Below are 15,809 nucleotides of genomic sequence, written 5' to 3' on the forward strand. Positions count from 1 at the left end.
AAATCCTTCCAGGCCAAAAGCCTGGAAGGATTTTTTTGCGTTCCACGAAGGCGATCAAGCGGTTTAACCATTCGTAGAAAAGCACGCATTTCGCATGCGCGACGACATATTGGAATAACTTTCCGTTATGCCTTGCTTGTGTCGGAATTTTAGCTATATAATGAATATTGTAAGCGTATTCACAGCAAAGGGGATGTAAGATATGAATTTCGATTTGACACAAGAACAGCAAATGATCAAGAAAACGATGCGGGAGTTTGCCGATAAAGTGGTCGCTCCCGGTGCCGTCGACCGCGACCGCACGAAAGAATTTCCGAAAGAAGCCTTTAAGCAGCTGTCCGACATGGGGATGATGGGATTGCCGTTTGATGAAGCTTATGGCGGGGCTGGAGCGGATTCGACAAGTTTTGCCATCGTCACAGAAGAATTGAGCCGTGTCTGTGCATCAACAGGCATCACATATTCTGCCCATATTTCGCTTGGCGGCGCACCGCTCAGCTTGTTCGGGACAGAAGAGCAGAAACAGAAATATTTGACGCCGATTTGTTCGGGAGAATCGTTTGGCGCGTTCGGGCTGACTGAGCCGAATGCCGGATCGGATGCCGGGGGAACAGAAACCCGCGCAGTGGAAGACGGCGACGACTGGGTGATCAATGGATCGAAAGTATATATCACAAACGCTAGCCATGCGAAGCATTTGGCGATTACCGCCATCACCGGCATGAATGACGGTAAAAAAGAAATCAGTGCCATCATCGTGCCGACGGATGCAGAAGGCTTTACCATCATCGATAATTACGAGAAAATGGGCTTGAATGCATCGAACACGACTGAATTGGTACTGGAAAATGTCCGCGTACCGAAAGAAAACCTGCTTGGCAAACGCGGTGAAGGTTTCAAGCAATTCCTGGTGACGCTTGATGGCGGGCGCATCGGCATCGCAGCGATGGCCGTCGGGATCGCGCAAGGCGCGTTCAATAAAGCACTCGCTTATGCCAAAGAACGCAAGCAGTTCGGCAAAACTTTGTCAGAATTCCAAGTGACACAATTCAAGCTCGCGGATATGGCGATGAAGATCGAACTCGCCCGCAATATGGTCTATAAAGCGGCATGGCTGAAAGACCAAGGGCGCCCGTTCACAAAAGAAGCGTCCATGGCTAAATTATATGCTTCCGAGATGGCGATGGAAGTGGCTGATGAAGCTATCCAGATCCATGGCGGCTACGGCTATATGAAGGAATACGAAGTCGAACGCTATATGCGCGACGCCAAGCTTCTGGAGATCGGCGAAGGAACATCCGAAGTGCAGCGCATGGTTATTTCACGGCTTGTCGGTTGCTGATTGAATCATCAAAACTGTGAAGCTTTACCTGCTTGATGAGTGCCGTCAACTGAATCCTTCGAATTTACCGATTTTGTCACAATACGGCAATTATTATTCGTTATGGCTTTTCGTTTACTGGATAATACAGTACAATAATGAATGATACTTATACTATCATCAAGCAGAACACAGTAGAAGGAGGGTTACGGATGCAAAAGAATGCAATTGTACCTTATATCTTAATCATGGCTTTTGGTATTGGCCTGATTTTCTTCCTGTCATTGGAAGGAGTCGGCAACGAAGCTGAAATTGCTGAAGAACATGCGGCAGAAGAAGGCGGCGGAGAAGAAGCAGCTGAAGGTGAAGGCGGAGAAGAAGCGGCAAGCGGCGACTTCGACCCAGCAGCTACAGCAGAAGCAAGCTGTGTTTCTTGCCACGGTTCAAGCTATGAAGGCGGAGTCGGCCCATCATTAGTGGCTACAGAGCTTGGTCAAGAAGAAATTGAAGAAATTTTGATCAATGGTAAAGGAACAATGCCTCCAGGTCTTGTGCCTGAAGAGAACGTTTCAGCAATGGCTGAGTGGGTACTTTCACTCGAATAGCATCAAAAACCCTTAGTTCTTCAAGAGCTAAGGGTTTTTTGTCAATTAGGAGGAACTTTATGAACGCGCAGCAATTATCAGTTCGATTAATGAAAGTGGCAGAATATGTGCAAGCAGGTGCGGTCGTGGCGGATATCGGCTCCGATCACGCTTATTTGCCCTGCCACCTTCTCCATCACGGCATCGCCAGCCGTGCGGTTGCCGGAGAGATCGTCAAAGGCCCTTATGAATCGGCGAAAAAGCAAGTACGCGCAGAAGGGCTTGAAGACAAAATTACGGTCCGGCTCGCCCCTGGGCTTGAAGCGATCGAGCCGGCAGACGGGATTACGGCGGTGACCATCGCCGGCATGGGCGGTTCGCTGATTGCGTCCATCCTGGAAGAAGGAAAAGGCCGGCTCGAAGGCGTGGAGCGCTTGATCTTGCAGCCGAACGTCCACGCCCAAGCGATACGGCAATGGGCAGTCCAAAACGGCTGGCACATTGTCGCAGAAGAGATCTTGAAGGAAAAAGACAAGATCTATGAGATCCTCGTGCTGGAGCCGACTGCTGAAGAAGTGCAGCTAGATGCGAAAGAGTTGCTATTCGGCCCGGAGCTATTAAAACAGCAAACCGAAATTTTCAAGGAAAAGTGGCAACGCGAAGCGACACAATGGAAAGCCATCGCCGAGCGCTTGGAGAACACACAACAAACCGAAGACATTCGTACGAAAAAAGAGCAATTGCTCGAAAAAATCGCATTGATGGAAGAGGTGTTCGCGGATGAAAATTCCTAACGGGCAACAGATTATCGAACAGTTCGAGAAATGGTCGCCGAAATATTTGGCGATGGAAGGGGATCCGATCGGGCTGCACGTTGGTACCTTGAATAAAAAGATTGAACGCGTATTGGTGACGCTCGATGTTGATGATGCGGTAGTGGATGAAGCGATTGAAAAAGGCGCTGGCCTCATCATCGCACACCATCCACCGATTTTCAGGCCCTTGAAAAATCTCCAGACGGATTTTCCTCAAGGTCAATTGATGGAAAAATTGATCAAAAACGATATTGCCGTATATGCTGCACACACCAATCTCGATGTTGCGTGGGGCGGCGTCAATGACTTGTTGTCGGATGCACTCGGATTAAGCGACACGGAAGTATTGGTGAAAACATACGAAGCGGAGCTCGTGAAGATCGCGGTATTCGTGCCTGAAAGCCATGAAGACCAAGTGCGAAAAGCGTTCGGCGAAGCGGGTGCCGGAGCAATCGGCGATTATGAGTATTGCAGCTATACCTTGTCTGGCACCGGGCGCTTCCGGCCGAATGCTTCAGCCGATCCGTATATTGGGGAAGCAGGGAAAATGGAAGAGACAGCGGAATCGAAAATTGAAGTCGTTGTCAGGAAAGCCGAAAAAGACCGGGTGATCCGCGCGATGATCGCAGCCCATCCTTATGAGGAGCCGGCATATGACGTGTTCACCTTGGAAAATAAAGAGCTGCCGATGGGGCTTGGCCGCATCGGGCGCTTGAAAGAAGAGATGCACTTGGATGCGTTTGCGGAGCATGTGAAAAAGAGTTTGGATGTACCGTTTGTCCGTGTCGTCGGCACTGGCGAAGAAACGATCAAAAAAGTTGCGGTGCTTGGCGGCGACGGCAATAAATACATCCAGCAGGCAAAACGCGCCGGAGCGGATGTCTACGTAACGGGTGATCTGTATTTCCACGTCGCACAAGATGCACAAGCAATTGGCTTGCCGGTGATCGACCCTGGGCATCATGTCGAGAAAGTGATGATCCAGGGAGTCGTAGACCATATGACGGAAAAAGGCGCTAACTGGAAATGTGAATTCCTGGCGTCTGAAGTGAATACCGAGCCGTTTCGCTTAAAGTGAACATGAAAAAAGAGGCCCCATTCAGGGCCTCTTTTTTCACAGGCTGTCGAGAAACCTCGGCAGCTTTTTTGCGTTTCGCTCCAGCCGGACGCTTTCCGCGGGCACGGCCTCAGCCGCTTCGTCGCTCGCGCTCCTGCAGGGTCTTCGGCTCGCGCTGTTCCCGCAGGAGTCGCCGTCTTCCGCTTCACTGGCGATTTTTTGACTACTCAATTCCCGCGAACCGGCGTATACTGACAAAAAGAAAAGGAGTGAGCGAACCATGCTGGGTTCTGTTCAAAATCATCGTCATGACCAAACCACGGTGTCCATTGATGAGCTAGTGCCACGTGACCACTTCCTTCGGACCGTTGACGAGTTAATCGATTTCTCCTTCATTGAACGGATTACGACGCCTTATTACTGTACGGATAATGGACGCCCGTCCATTGCCCCAGTAACGTTGTTCAAAATGTTATTTCTCGGCTACCTGTATGGCATTCGTTCCGAGCGTCAATTGGAAAAAGAAATTCAAGCGAACATCGCGTATCGATGGTTTTTGGGCTATTCGTTGGTGGACCGAGTGCCGGACCATTCAACGATTAGCTTTAATCGCAAAGGCCGCTTTGAAGATACGTCGGTCTTTGAGGAAATCTTTGATGAGACCGTTCGCCAAGCCCAAGCTGAAGGCTTTGTGAGCGGGCGTGTCCTGTTATCCGACTCGACACACGTAAAAGCAAACGCCAATAAAAATAAATTTTTGCGTGTAGCGAAGACTGAAAAGGTCGTTCGCTATCTTGGTGAACTCGAACGAGCGGTCCAACAAGACCGGGCGGCCCATGGAAAAAAGCCTTAAAGCCGAAAGCCACCCGCCCGACGTTGCACAAAAAAGCGTCGTTGACGCGGGTCAGTAAAACGGATCCTGATAGTGGCTTCTTAATGCGGGACCACAAGCCACAAGGTTTCTTCTACCTCGACCACCGAACGGTGGATGCCAAGTACAATTTCATCACCGACACCTTTATCACACCTGGCAACGTCCATGATACGGACCCTTATCTAGAGCGACTGAAACACCAAACCAACCGATTTTCGTTCCCTGTCGAAGCCATTGCACTCGATGCCGGGTATTTCACGGGGCATATTTGTATGACACTTCAGAAAGCCGGTATCTTTGTGGTGATGGGCTATCGTCGATTCAAGAGCCGAAATACCGGGATCCCCAAAGGTCGATTTACGTATGTGGAATCGATGGATGCCTATGCATGTCCAATGGGATGTAAACTCGCGTATGCCACAACGGATCGGTCTGGGTATCGTCACTATAAAAGCCGGAGGCAAGATTGTATGAACTGTCCATTGCGCTCCGACTGTTTTTCTGCGAACGCGACACAGCGGACCGTCACTCGGCATATTTGGGAATCTTACAAGAGACAGGTCCGCGACCAAACCAACACAATCAGTGGAAAAAAACTGTACCGTCTGCGTAGCCAAACCATTGAACGTAGTTTTGCCGATGCGAAAGAACTGCATGGTTTTCGATACGCAAGGCGACGCGGGCATCGGTCTGTCCAAGAACAGGCGTATCTGACGGCTGCGACGCAGAACATCAAGAAAATGGCCCTCTTGCTTAGCAAGAGGGCCTAAAAAATCAACTGGAAACCGATATATTTCTGACACGACAATAATCAGCCAAATATAAAATGGGTTTCTCAACACTCTGTGAAAAAAGAGGCCCCATTCAGGGCCTCTTTTTTCAGGCTGTCGAGAAAGTTAAAAAGTCGTATTTTCCGAAGCTTATCGCTCGCTTTCCGTGGGGCGGGAATCGAGCCTCCTCACCCGCTATCGCGGTCTGCGGGGTCTCTCAAACCCGCTAATCCCACAGGAGTCGAGCGAACGCTTCTCCAAATACTGAGATAATTCGTTGATTTTTAATTGTGAAATAGTGTTACACTCTTTTCATTTATAGAAGATTACAGACTTCTTCAGCACTCTGAAAAAAGAGGCACCGTTCAGGGCCTCTTTTTTAGGTTTTATTCATTTACCGGATACGGTTCGATGCGGTCCGATGGTTTCGGATGCTTGATCTTCGGCAAGATTTTATTAAGTGGGACAGAACGCTCGAGTGTGTGCGTTTCCGGATCTTCCGGATCGTATTGATCCAAGAACTTCATCACTTCTTTGACGATTGGAGTAGGCGTCGATGCACCAGCGGTCAAGGCGACCGTTTCGATGCCTTCCAGCCATTCCAATTTCAATTCAGACAAATCAGAGATGCGGTAAGCGGGCGTGCCTGCGATATCTTGTGACACTTGTGCCAAGCGGTTGGAGTTGTTGCTCATCGGGTCTCCGATGACCAATAGCAAGTCGGTATCCCCAGCTTGCTCAGCGACCGCTTCCTGGCGAACTTGTGTGGCAAGACAGATCTCTTTGTGAACTTCTGCCTGCGGGAAACGTTCTTTCAAGCGTTCCATCAAATGGACGACATCCCATTGGCTCATCGTCGTTTGGTTGGTGATGATGATCTTATCTTCATTCAGCTCAAGGGCATTGACGTCTTCGAGCTTTTCAACCAAGTGGACGAGGTCTGGAGCAACGCCGATTGCACCTTCTGGTTCCGGGTGTCCGCTCTTGCCGATGTAGATGATATGATAGCCTTCCGCAGTCTTCTCACGGATTAAGTCATGCGTCACGGTGACATCCGGGCATGTGGCGTCGATCGAAACGAGCCCTTTTCTGCGGGCAAGTTCACGCACTTGCGGGGAAACGCCGTGTGCTGTGAAAATGACGGTGCCAGTTTCAACCTTCTCCAAAATTTCTAGGCGGTTGGTGCCGTCAAGAGTGATGATGCCATCTTGTTCAAATGCATCCGTCACATGTTTATTGTGGACAATCATGCCGAGTATATAAATCGGGCGCGGCAATGTTTCATCCATGGCTGCATTTTTCGCGATGACCATGGCATCCACTACCCCGTAGCAATAGCCTCTTGGCGATATCTTTTTTACTTTCATTATCAAACCGCACTCCTTTCAACATCATGATTTCATTATAACGGAGACGCCGTCTCTTTACAAAAGATGCATCGCTAAGAAGAGCCATTTTATGCTATAATAGCTAGAGCTTAAGGAGGGAACTATATCCCATGACAAAATTCAACGAATACCGTCTCAAGCCATTTTTGCTTGAAGCGGTCGAAAAACTCGGTTTCACAGAACCGACAGCGATCCAAAAGGAAATGATTCCACAAATCATGAGTGGAAACAGTGCCATTGGCCAGTCCCATACAGGTACAGGCAAGACCCATAGCTTTATCATCCCGATCGTCGAACGCATAGATGTGTCGAAACAGGAAGTCCAAGCGGTAATCGCTGCCCCGACGCGTGAACTCGGGACGCAAATCTTCAACGAAATCCAAAAACTGATTGGCGATTCCGGCATCGAAGTGAAATCGTTCATCGGCGGAACGGATAAACAGCGTTCAATCAATAAATTGAAAACCCAGCCCCATATCGTTATCGGTACGCCAGGACGCTTGAAAGACCTCGTCAACGAAAATGCGTTGCTCGTCCATACCGCTAAGATCCTGGTCGTCGATGAAGCCGATTTGGCATTCGACATGGGCTTTATCGAGGAAATTGATCAAGTCGCCGGGAAAATGCGCGACGACCTGGAAATGTATGTTTTCTCTGCAACGATTCCAGAGAAACTCAAGCCATTCTTGAAGAAATACATGGCCTCCCCGGCTCATATCAAAATCGGCGACAAACGCCCCACGGCTGAAGGCCTGGACTTTTACTTGGTGCCGGTGCGCAGCAAGAAAAAAGTCGAGCGTTTGCAGGAAATAATGAAAATCATCAATCCTTATCTCGCGATTATCTTCGTCAATACGCGTACCAATGCCGATTATGTTGCAGAAGAATTATCGAAAAGCGGCATCCGCGTAGGGAAGATCCACGGTGACTTGGCGCCGCGCGAACGCGTCAAGATGATGAAGCAAGTACGCGACTTGGAGTATCAATACATCGTAGCGACAGACCTTGCCGCACGCGGAATCGATATCCAAGGCGTCAGCCATGTCATCAACTACGAATTGCCGGAAGACCTGGAATTCTTCATCCACCGCGTCGGGCGAACGGCACGAGCGGGCCTCAAAGGCGTCGCGATCACTTTATTCAGCCCGGAAGACGAGGATGCAATTGTCCGTGTCGAGAAGATGGGCATCCCATTCCAGCAAAAAGACATCGTCAAAGGCGAATTTGCCGACATGAAAGAACGCCATGGCCGTAAAAAACGTGTACGCACGGAGAACGAAGCCGATACTAAGGCGAAATCGATGGTCCACAAACCGAAGAGCGTCAAACCGATGTACAAGAAGAAAATGAAATGGAAAATGGACGAAATCAAAAAAGCGGAACGACGCAAAAACCGCAAAAAATAAGGGGTTTTGTAAATGCTATTAGGATCGCATGTCTCGATGAGCGGCAAGAAGATGCTTCTCGGCGCGAGCGAGGAAGCCGCTTCCTACGGCTCTACGACTTTCATGATCTATACGGGCGCACCGCAAAACACGCGCCGTAAACCGATCGAAGAACTGAATATCGAAGCGGGACGGGCGCATATGGCTGAACATGGCCTGTCGAATATCATTGTTCACGCGCCTTATATCATCAATATTGCCAACACGACCAAACCGGCAACATTCGAACTCGGTGTTGAATTCCTGCAGTCGGAAATCGAACGCACCGCAGCGCTTGGGGCGGAACAAATCGTGTTGCATCCCGGTGCACATGTCGGCGCGGGAGTAGAAGCCGGAACGCAGAAAATCATCGAAGGCTTGAACGAAGTGCTAACGCAGGATTTTCCGGTCAATATCGCCCTTGAGACGATGGCTGGAAAAGGCAGTGAAATCGGGCGTAATTTCGAGGAACTGGCAGCGATCATCAACGGCGTGACACATAACGAACGTTTGTCGGTCTGCTTCGATACATGCCACGTACACGATGCCGGTTATGACATCAAGGAAGATTTTGACGGGGTGCTGGCGGAATTCGACCGCATCATCGGAATCGACCGTTTGCAAGTGCTGCACATCAACGACAGCAAGAACGTGCGCGGGGCAGGAAAAGACCGCCACGAAAATATCGGCTTCGGCGAAATCGGTTTTGATGCACTCAATTCGATTGTCCACCATAAACAATTGATGCATGTGCCGAAAATACTCGAGACACCGTATGTCGGGCTGGATGCGAAAAAGAAAAAAGCACCTTATGCGTATGAAATCGAGATGTTCAAAAACGGTAGCTTTGCGCCTGATGACATCGAGAAGATGAAATTGCCGATCGAATCGCAATAACTATAGGGCAAGGCTGTTCCGAAAAGTCATGAAACATGGCATTTCGAACAGCCTTTTTTCTATTTGAAAGCAGGGGCAGCCTAAATCGGAAAAAGCTACATAAGATAATGAACAATGGGCCTTTACGATTTGCAATTAGCTGTCCCGACTTCCAACAGCGTTATTTTAAAGCCCAAACGGTTTACAGGAGCATTCAACTGCTCTATACTTTTTATAGTAAATCGTAATCATTCTTATTGGAAAAGGGGCGTCCCTATGGCAGCGCCATTAATCAACATTAAAGAAGTCAGCTATGAATATGAACAAACAAAAGCACTGGACCGTATTTCAATGAAAGTGGAGGAAGGCGATTTCCTGGCGATACTCGGCCCGAACGGATCGGGGAAATCGACTTTATTGAAAATCATGCTCGGGCTCATCCGGCCTTCCGAAGGCAGCGTGGAATTGTTCGGCATTGATTCAAAGCAGTTTAAACACCGCGAATGGATCGGCTATGTATCGCAGAAATCGAATTCGTTCAACTCGGCTTTTCCGGCTACTGTGCAGGAAGTGGTGGTAGGGGGCCTGGCGAAAAAAGCCGGCCTATTCCATAAGTTGCCAAAAAACACAGCCCAGCAAGTCGAAGAATCGCTCGATGCAGTGGGCATGAAAGCCTTTAAAAACCGCAGCATCAGTGAACTTTCCGGCGGCCAGCAGCAGCGCGTCTTTATCGCGCGCGCACTTGTCGCTAAGCCTAAAGTGCTGATACTTGATGAGCCGACAGTCGGCATCGATGTCCAGAACGTCCAGGCGTTCTACGACATGCTCGCCGCGCTCAACCGGGAACGTAATATTACACTGGTGCTTGTGACGCATGACGTCGATACGGTAACCGACCGCATCTCGCACGTCGCCTGCTTGAACCAAACTATCCATTTCCACGGCTTTAAAGACCAATTGCATATGATGAGCGATGAGAAGCGCGAAGCGTGGTATGGCCATTCCGTCCGGAAAATCCATCATACAGAAGGAAGCCATACGCATGCTTGACGCCATACTGTCTTATGAATTCCTGCAAAACGCATTCGCATCCGGCTTGATCATCGGCGTCATCGCGCCGCTGCTCGGCGTCTTCATCGTCGTCCGTCGGCTGTCGCTGATCGCAGACGCGCTGAGCCATGTGACGCTTGCCGGCATTGCCGGAAGCCTTTATCTAAGCCAAAGTGTCGGGGCGCTCGCGCTATTGAACCCGTTGTACCTCGGGATTGCCTCGTCGGTGATGGGCTCGATGCTCATCGAACGGCTGCGCAGCGTCTATAAGCATTACGAAGAACTGGCCATCCCGATCATTCTTTCCGCAGGCATCGGCTTCGGCGCCATTTTTATTTCCCTGGCAGAAGGATTTTCGAGCGATTTGTTTGGCTACCTCTTCGGCACGGTGTCAGCCGTCAGCCGCCAGGATTTATTTATCGTCGCAGGAATCGCCGTGATCGTGCTGGCGTTTATACGTATTTTCTTCAAGGAATTGTTTGTCCTGTCCTTCGATGATGAATACGCACGGGCATCCGGCCTGCCGGCAAAATGGATCCACTTTCTGTTCATGATCGTCACGGCCTTAGTCATTGCCGGTTCAATGCGCATCGTCGGCATTCTTCTCGTATCATCATTAATGACCATTCCGGTGGCGACGGCCATGCGCGTCGCCAAAAGCTTCAAGCAAACCATCTGGTTATCAATCCTGTTCGGTGAAATATCGGTCCTGACCGGGCTGGTCGCTGCCTTTTACTTTGATTTGGCGCCAGGCGGCACGATCGTCGTCACATCCATTGCTATTTTGCTGGTCATTCTGGCTTATCGAAAAATCTCGTTATCTAAGAAAAGGGGGGCAGCCGCATGAACTTAACGAAAGCGTGGGGCATCCTGAAAGAAAACGGTTTTAAGGAAACGACAAAACGCAATCAGATTCTGGAAATTTTCGAAGGGGACGAACGTTATCTGACCGCACGTGATATATTGGATGTCATGCAAAAAGATTATCCAAGCATGAGCTACGATACTGTCTACCGCAACTTGGCAACATTTGTGTCACTTGATATTTTGGAGGCGACCGAGTTGTCCGGCGAAAAGCATTTCCGCATGCATTGCGAAAGCGACCATCACCATCATCATTTCATTTGCATGGACTGCGGCAAGATCAAGGAAATTCCGCTATGCCCGATGGACTTATTGGGTGCGGCATTGCCGGCCTATGAAATCGACAACCATAAATTCGAAATCTACGGGAAATGCCCGGACTGTAAATAAACGCTAGTACTGAAAAGGGCCTGACAGCTAATGCTGCCAGGCCCTTTTTATCTACTCACAATAGAAACGGACAAATAAAAAAAGAGCGCAAGTCTGACTTGCGCTCTTCGTTTACCGCTTGAGCATTTCCTGTTGGATGCCGAACTCTTTTTTCACCCATTGATCGGCTTCGAGCCAATCATAGACGCGGAATACTTTATTCGGCACCGGCTCACGGTTGTAAGGGGTGTCGAACAAAATGACCGGAATGTCCAGTTCCTCGGAAATCTCTACCGCATTGTCGTGTTTGTCTTCGAAGAACAAATCGACATTATGCGCTTTGGCGGTGCTGATTTTTTTATGCGTGCCGATCAATTCGATATGGTCGTAGGCAATTGCATGCTGTTCGAACCAATCGAACGTGACGTTTCGAACATTGTCTCCGCGTGCGGAGATGAAATACAGTTCGTATTGGTCTTTCCAGTTATTGATAATTTGCTTGGCGTCCTTCGAAATCGGGGACGCCGCGTAAATTTTCGGTTCGTGCTTTTTGAACCAGGAGTAGAACTCTTTTTTATCGAGCTGCGGCAAAGCCGCTGTCAGGTCGTATTCCCGGATATCTTCGATGGTCAGCTCGCTGCCGAATGCTTCATTGATATGGGGAATCAGCGAAGTGGGGCAGGTGACGGTGCCATCGATATCAATGCCAAATCGGTACATATGATCACAACCTTACGCTTGTTGTTGTTCCAGTTCCTTTTGTTTTTTCTCTTCCGCTTGTTTGGCGAAGTATTCTTCAGCTAATTTATCGATCTCGATCTTCAATTCTTCGACCATGGTTTCTTCAGGCACTTTACGGACTGTTTTCCCGTGCATGAACAAGAGGCCTTCACCGCGTGCGCCAGCGATGCCGATATCGGCTTCGCGTGCTTCACCCGGGCCGTTGACGGCACAGCCGAGAACAGCGACTTTAAGCGGTGCTTTGATGTGGGAGATGTATTCTTCCACTTCGTTCGCGATGGAAATCAAGTCGATCTCGATGCGTCCACAAGTCGGGCATGAGATGAGCGTCGCTGCGTTGGAAGACAAGCCGAAGACTTTCAATAGTTCACGAGCCACTTTGACTTCTTCGACAGGGTCTGCACTCAAGGAAACGCGGAGTGTATTGCCGATGCCTTTTGCAAGCAATGCCCCAAGCCCTGCAGAACTTTTCACGGTTCCGGAGAACAATGTGCCGGATTCCGTGATGCCGAGGTGGAGTGGGTAGTCGAATGCTTTCGACGCTTTTTCGTATGCTTCCACAGCAAGGCTCACGTCGGATGCTTTGAGCGAGACGATGATGTCATGGAAATCAAGGTCTTCCAGGATCTTGATATGGTGCAATGCTGATTCCACCATGCCGTCCGCTGTCGGATAGCCGTATTTCTCGAGGATTTTGCGTTCGAGCGAACCGGCGTTTACGCCGATGCGGATCGGGATGCCTTTCGCTTTCGCTGCATTGACGACCGCTTCAACTTTTTCGCGGCGGCCGATATTGCCTGGGTTGATGCGGATTTTATCGGCACCTTGCTCGATGGCGATCAAAGCCAGTTTGTAGTCGAAATGAATATCGACAACGAGCGGGATATTGATGCGTTTCTTGATCTCGCCGATAGCATAAGCTGCCCGCTCATCAGGACAAGCGACACGGACGACTTGGCATCCGGCTTCTTCGAGACGGAGAATCTCCGCTACCGTTGCTTCTACATCGTGTGTTTTCGTTGTCGCCATACTTTGTATGAATAGTTCATTGCTGCCGCCAATCGTTATATCGCCGACTTTGACGGGGCGTGTTTTTGAACGGTGAGTCATTTCGCTCATGTTAAAAATCTCTCCTTTTTGTGAGTTTCCGGTAAACCGGACGATTACTCAGCTTACCCTTGCACAAAATTTATGTGTGGGTCTATTTCTCTTGCCTATAGCCATTTTAGCAGTGTCTCGTTTGAAAAGACAAGAAAGACGGCTGTTCCTTACAGATTCTTTACAGCTTTGCAATATTAGCTCGGTTTTTTTGCTGGAGGGGCTTTCGGGTAGAAACGCGCTGCACTATATAGAAGGAACAGTGTCCATAAACTCGTTAACAGCGAAACCCATAGGCTATTGACCCAAAAGCTCGCCACATACGCAGCGATAGTCGGCACCGTAACGGCGAGTGCCGCTGTGCGCCACATATGCCGGTATTCCCCGCGCCGCTTGAGCCAGGCGAGAAAGCCATAGCCGAATGCCGCAAACACGCTGATTTTGATAAAATGATAAAGTGTCGTTGAAACGAACAAAAAAACGAGCGCAAACGGGTAAAGCAGCCATTCGATTTCTTCTATGAATTGCAGCAGGCCTTCTAGTTCCGATGAGCTTGAGCCGATGCCAAGCACGAACTCAGCGAAAGAGATAAGCGAAAGCAGGGCGATAAACCAGAAAACGAATTTCATGATGCGGCCGATTGGCATAATGCGGACCGCTGCCCTTTTTTTCGGTTCCATAAAGCTTGCTTTCAATAGTTGGTAGAGATTCACAGCAATCTTCCTTTCCGTGTGTAGTGTAATATTATCATGACTGAAACGGAAAAAATCGGCTTATGTTACGGGTTTGTAAATTTTCACTAAAGGTATTTACATTTACTTAGCGAAGTCTTCATAATAGGTGAGGTGTGATTACGTTATATTTAGGAGTTGAATGTGAATCGTGGAAATGAATTGGCAGGAATTGCTGTTTACCTTCTTTGGGGGACTCGGTATTTTCCTATTCTCAATCAAGTATATGGGTGACGCTTTGCAGAAAGCTGCGGGCGATAAACTGCGGGACATTTTGGACCGTTTTACGACCAATCCGTTCATGGGTGTCTTGGTCGGTATCGTAGTAACGATTCTGATCCAGTCGAGCTCAGGGACGACTGTTATCGTCGTTGGCCTTGTAAGCGCAGGCTTCATGACGCTGAGACAAGCAATCGGCGTCATCATGGGTGCGAATATCGGAACGACCGTAACAGCATTCATCATCGGCCTGGACGTCGGTGCCTACGCATTGCCAATCATGGCGGTTGGTGCATTCTTGATTTTCTTCATCAAGAAAAATCAAATCCAAAATATCGGTCAAGTCATTTTCGGTTTTGGTGGATTGTTCTTCGGGATGGAAACGATGAGCGGGGCAATGAAGCCGCTGCGTGAATTGCCGGCTTTCATCGACATGACGGTCAATTTGAGTGAATTCCCGATTCTCGGCGTCGCAGCCGGAACAATCTTCACTTTCATCGTCCAAAGCTCCAGCGGGACGATCGCCATCCTCCAAGGTCTCTATGCAGAGAACTTAGTTACGCTTGATGCCGCATTGCCGGTTCTATTCGGTGACAATATCGGGACGACCGTGACAGCTGTGCTCGCTGCACTCGGTACATCCATTGCCGCGCGCCGTGCAGCAGCTGTCCATGTCTTGTTCAACGTCATCGGTTCCATTATTTTCCTTATCTTGCTCGTGCCGTTTACAGCATATGTCGAATGGATTACCGGCGTTTTGAATCTGGAAGCGAAAATGCAGATTGCTTTTGCGCACGGAACGTTTAACATTGTAAACACCCTGATCCAATTCCCGTTAATTGGCGCTTGGGCATATCTTGTGACAAAAGTGATCCCTGGCGACGAAGTGCTGATCGAATTCAAGCCGAAGCACCTGGACTTGAATTTCATCGAGCAATCGCCATCAATCGCTCTTGGCCAAGCGAAAGAAGAAGTCTTGCGCATGGGTAAATATTCTGTGCAAGGATTGGAAGAAACGTATGAATATTTGAAAACGAAAAGCAAAAAAAATGCTGAAATGGGCTACCAACTGGAAGATGCCATCAATAACCTGGATGGTAAAATCACCGATTACTTGGTGCTCATTTCTGCAGAGTCGATTTCAGCGGCAGATTCCACCCGCCACACGATGCTGATGGAAACGGTCCGTGATATTGAACGGATCGGCGACCATTTCGAGAACATCATCGAATTGATCGATTACCAGGAAGCCAATAAGGTGAAATTGACCGGCGAAGCGATGGAAGACTTGGACGAAATGTTCACATTGACCATTGCCACGGTTTCGAAATCACTGGATGCACTCGACACGACAAGCCACGAGCTAGCGCGTGAAGTGGCAGAGCAGGAAGACCTGATCGACAAAATGGAACGCAAATTCCGTAAGAAACATATCCTTCGCCTAAACGAAGGCGCATGTTCCGCACAAGCGGGAATCGTCTTTGTCGATATCGTCAGCAACTTGGAGCGGATCGGCGATCACTCCGTCAATATCGCGGAAGCCATTCTCGGCAACCGCACTTGATCCATACTCCCTTTCATCCTTTACATTTTCTGAAATGTAGGGCACGATGAAAGGGAGTTTTTAT

Annotated in this window: 15 protein-coding genes; 11 read left to right on the forward strand and 4 right to left on the reverse strand. The window is 49.1% G+C overall.

What is annotated here, in order from left to right:
- Positions 1 to 202 precede the first annotated feature (202 nt).
- From G3255_RS07990 to G3255_RS08010, 5 genes are all read left to right on the forward strand, one after another.
- On the forward strand, positions 203 to 1,342 hold the full coding sequence (locus G3255_RS07990; protein WP_211653996.1) for an acyl-CoA dehydrogenase: 1,140 nt from the start codon (positions 203 to 205) through the stop codon (positions 1,340 to 1,342).
- 191 nt (positions 1,343 to 1,533) lie between these two features.
- A complete protein-coding gene (gene cccA, locus G3255_RS07995; protein WP_211653997.1) occupies positions 1,534 to 1,926 on the forward strand; it encodes a cytochrome c550 in 393 nt (130 codons plus the stop codon).
- 59 nt (positions 1,927 to 1,985) lie between these two features.
- Positions 1,986 to 2,699, forward strand: a complete 714-nt coding sequence (locus tag G3255_RS08000; protein ID WP_211653998.1) for a tRNA (adenine(22)-N(1))-methyltransferase — start codon at positions 1,986 to 1,988, stop codon at positions 2,697 to 2,699.
- Entirely contained in the window at positions 2,686 to 3,798 is a 1,113-nt protein-coding gene (locus G3255_RS08005) for a Nif3-like dinuclear metal center hexameric protein (protein ID WP_211653999.1), read from the forward strand. The genes G3255_RS08000 and G3255_RS08005 overlap by 14 nt, the downstream gene beginning before the upstream one ends.
- Positions 3,799 to 4,057: 259 nt before the next feature.
- Positions 4,058 to 5,421, forward strand: a protein-coding gene (locus tag G3255_RS08010; protein ID WP_249222087.1) for an IS1182 family transposase whose coding sequence is annotated in 2 segments (ribosomal slippage) — positions 4,058 to 4,628 and positions 4,628 to 5,421 — 1,365 coding nt in all. Because the reading frame shifts where the segments join, the coding sequence is not laid out codon by codon here.
- A 386-nt stretch (positions 5,422 to 5,807) separates the two neighbouring features.
- Here G3255_RS08010 and G3255_RS08015 read toward each other — a convergent pair.
- Positions 5,808 to 6,788, reverse strand: coding sequence for a 4-hydroxy-3-methylbut-2-enyl diphosphate reductase (locus G3255_RS08015; protein WP_058380918.1), 981 nt, complete (start codon positions 6,786 to 6,788; stop codon positions 5,808 to 5,810).
- A 131-nt stretch (positions 6,789 to 6,919) separates the two neighbouring features.
- Between G3255_RS08015 and G3255_RS08020 the strand changes: the two genes are divergently transcribed.
- The 5 genes from G3255_RS08020 to G3255_RS08040 all read left to right on the forward strand — a co-directional run bounded on the left by G3255_RS08020 (position 6,920) and on the right by G3255_RS08040 (position 11,413).
- Positions 6,920 to 8,215 carry a DEAD/DEAH box helicase gene (locus tag G3255_RS08020; protein WP_211654000.1) on the forward strand — a complete coding sequence of 432 codons (1,296 nt, stop codon included), beginning with the start codon at positions 6,920 to 6,922 and terminating at the stop codon, positions 8,213 to 8,215.
- A gap of 12 nt (positions 8,216 to 8,227) precedes the next feature.
- Positions 8,228 to 9,130, forward strand: coding sequence for a deoxyribonuclease IV (locus G3255_RS08025; RefSeq protein WP_211654001.1), 903 nt, complete (start codon positions 8,228 to 8,230; stop codon positions 9,128 to 9,130).
- A gap of 255 nt (positions 9,131 to 9,385) precedes the next feature.
- Positions 9,386 to 10,159, forward strand: coding sequence for a metal ABC transporter ATP-binding protein (locus G3255_RS08030; protein ID WP_211654002.1), 774 nt, complete (start codon positions 9,386 to 9,388; stop codon positions 10,157 to 10,159).
- A complete protein-coding gene (locus G3255_RS08035; RefSeq protein WP_058380914.1) occupies positions 10,152 to 11,006 on the forward strand; it encodes a metal ABC transporter permease in 855 nt (284 codons plus the stop codon). Before G3255_RS08030 ends, G3255_RS08035 begins: the two co-directional genes overlap by 8 nt.
- Positions 11,003 to 11,413 (forward strand): Fur family transcriptional regulator, encoded by a 411-nt coding sequence (locus tag G3255_RS08040; RefSeq protein WP_121299997.1) that lies wholly within the window; start codon positions 11,003 to 11,005, stop codon positions 11,411 to 11,413. Before G3255_RS08035 ends, G3255_RS08040 begins: the two co-directional genes overlap by 4 nt.
- Before the next feature lie 111 nt (positions 11,414 to 11,524).
- Here G3255_RS08040 and G3255_RS08045 read toward each other — a convergent pair whose 3' ends face one another.
- The 3 genes from G3255_RS08045 to G3255_RS08055 all read right to left on the reverse strand — a co-directional run bounded on the left by G3255_RS08045 (position 11,525) and on the right by G3255_RS08055 (position 13,944).
- Positions 11,525 to 12,112 (reverse strand): hypothetical protein, encoded by a 588-nt coding sequence (locus G3255_RS08045; RefSeq protein ID WP_211654003.1) that lies wholly within the window; start codon positions 12,110 to 12,112, stop codon positions 11,525 to 11,527.
- A 12-nt stretch (positions 12,113 to 12,124) separates the two neighbouring features.
- Entirely contained in the window at positions 12,125 to 13,252 is a 1,128-nt protein-coding gene (gene ispG / locus G3255_RS08050) for a flavodoxin-dependent (E)-4-hydroxy-3-methylbut-2-enyl-diphosphate synthase (protein ID WP_058380911.1), read from the reverse strand.
- Positions 13,253 to 13,428: 176 nt separating this feature from the next.
- On the reverse strand, positions 13,429 to 13,944 hold the full coding sequence (locus G3255_RS08055) for a DUF1189 family protein (protein ID WP_211654004.1): 516 nt from the start codon (positions 13,942 to 13,944) through the stop codon (positions 13,429 to 13,431).
- A gap of 169 nt (positions 13,945 to 14,113) precedes the next feature.
- Between G3255_RS08055 and G3255_RS08060 the strand changes: the two genes are divergently transcribed.
- Positions 14,114 to 15,745 (forward strand): Na/Pi cotransporter family protein, encoded by a 1,632-nt coding sequence (locus G3255_RS08060; RefSeq protein WP_211654005.1) that lies wholly within the window; start codon positions 14,114 to 14,116, stop codon positions 15,743 to 15,745.
- The last annotated feature ends 64 nt before the right edge of the window (positions 15,746 to 15,809 follow it).

The organism is Planococcus sp. MSAK28401, from assembly GCF_018283455.1.
GTDB lineage: Bacteria > Bacillota > Bacilli > Bacillales_A > Planococcaceae > Planococcus > Planococcus alpniumensis.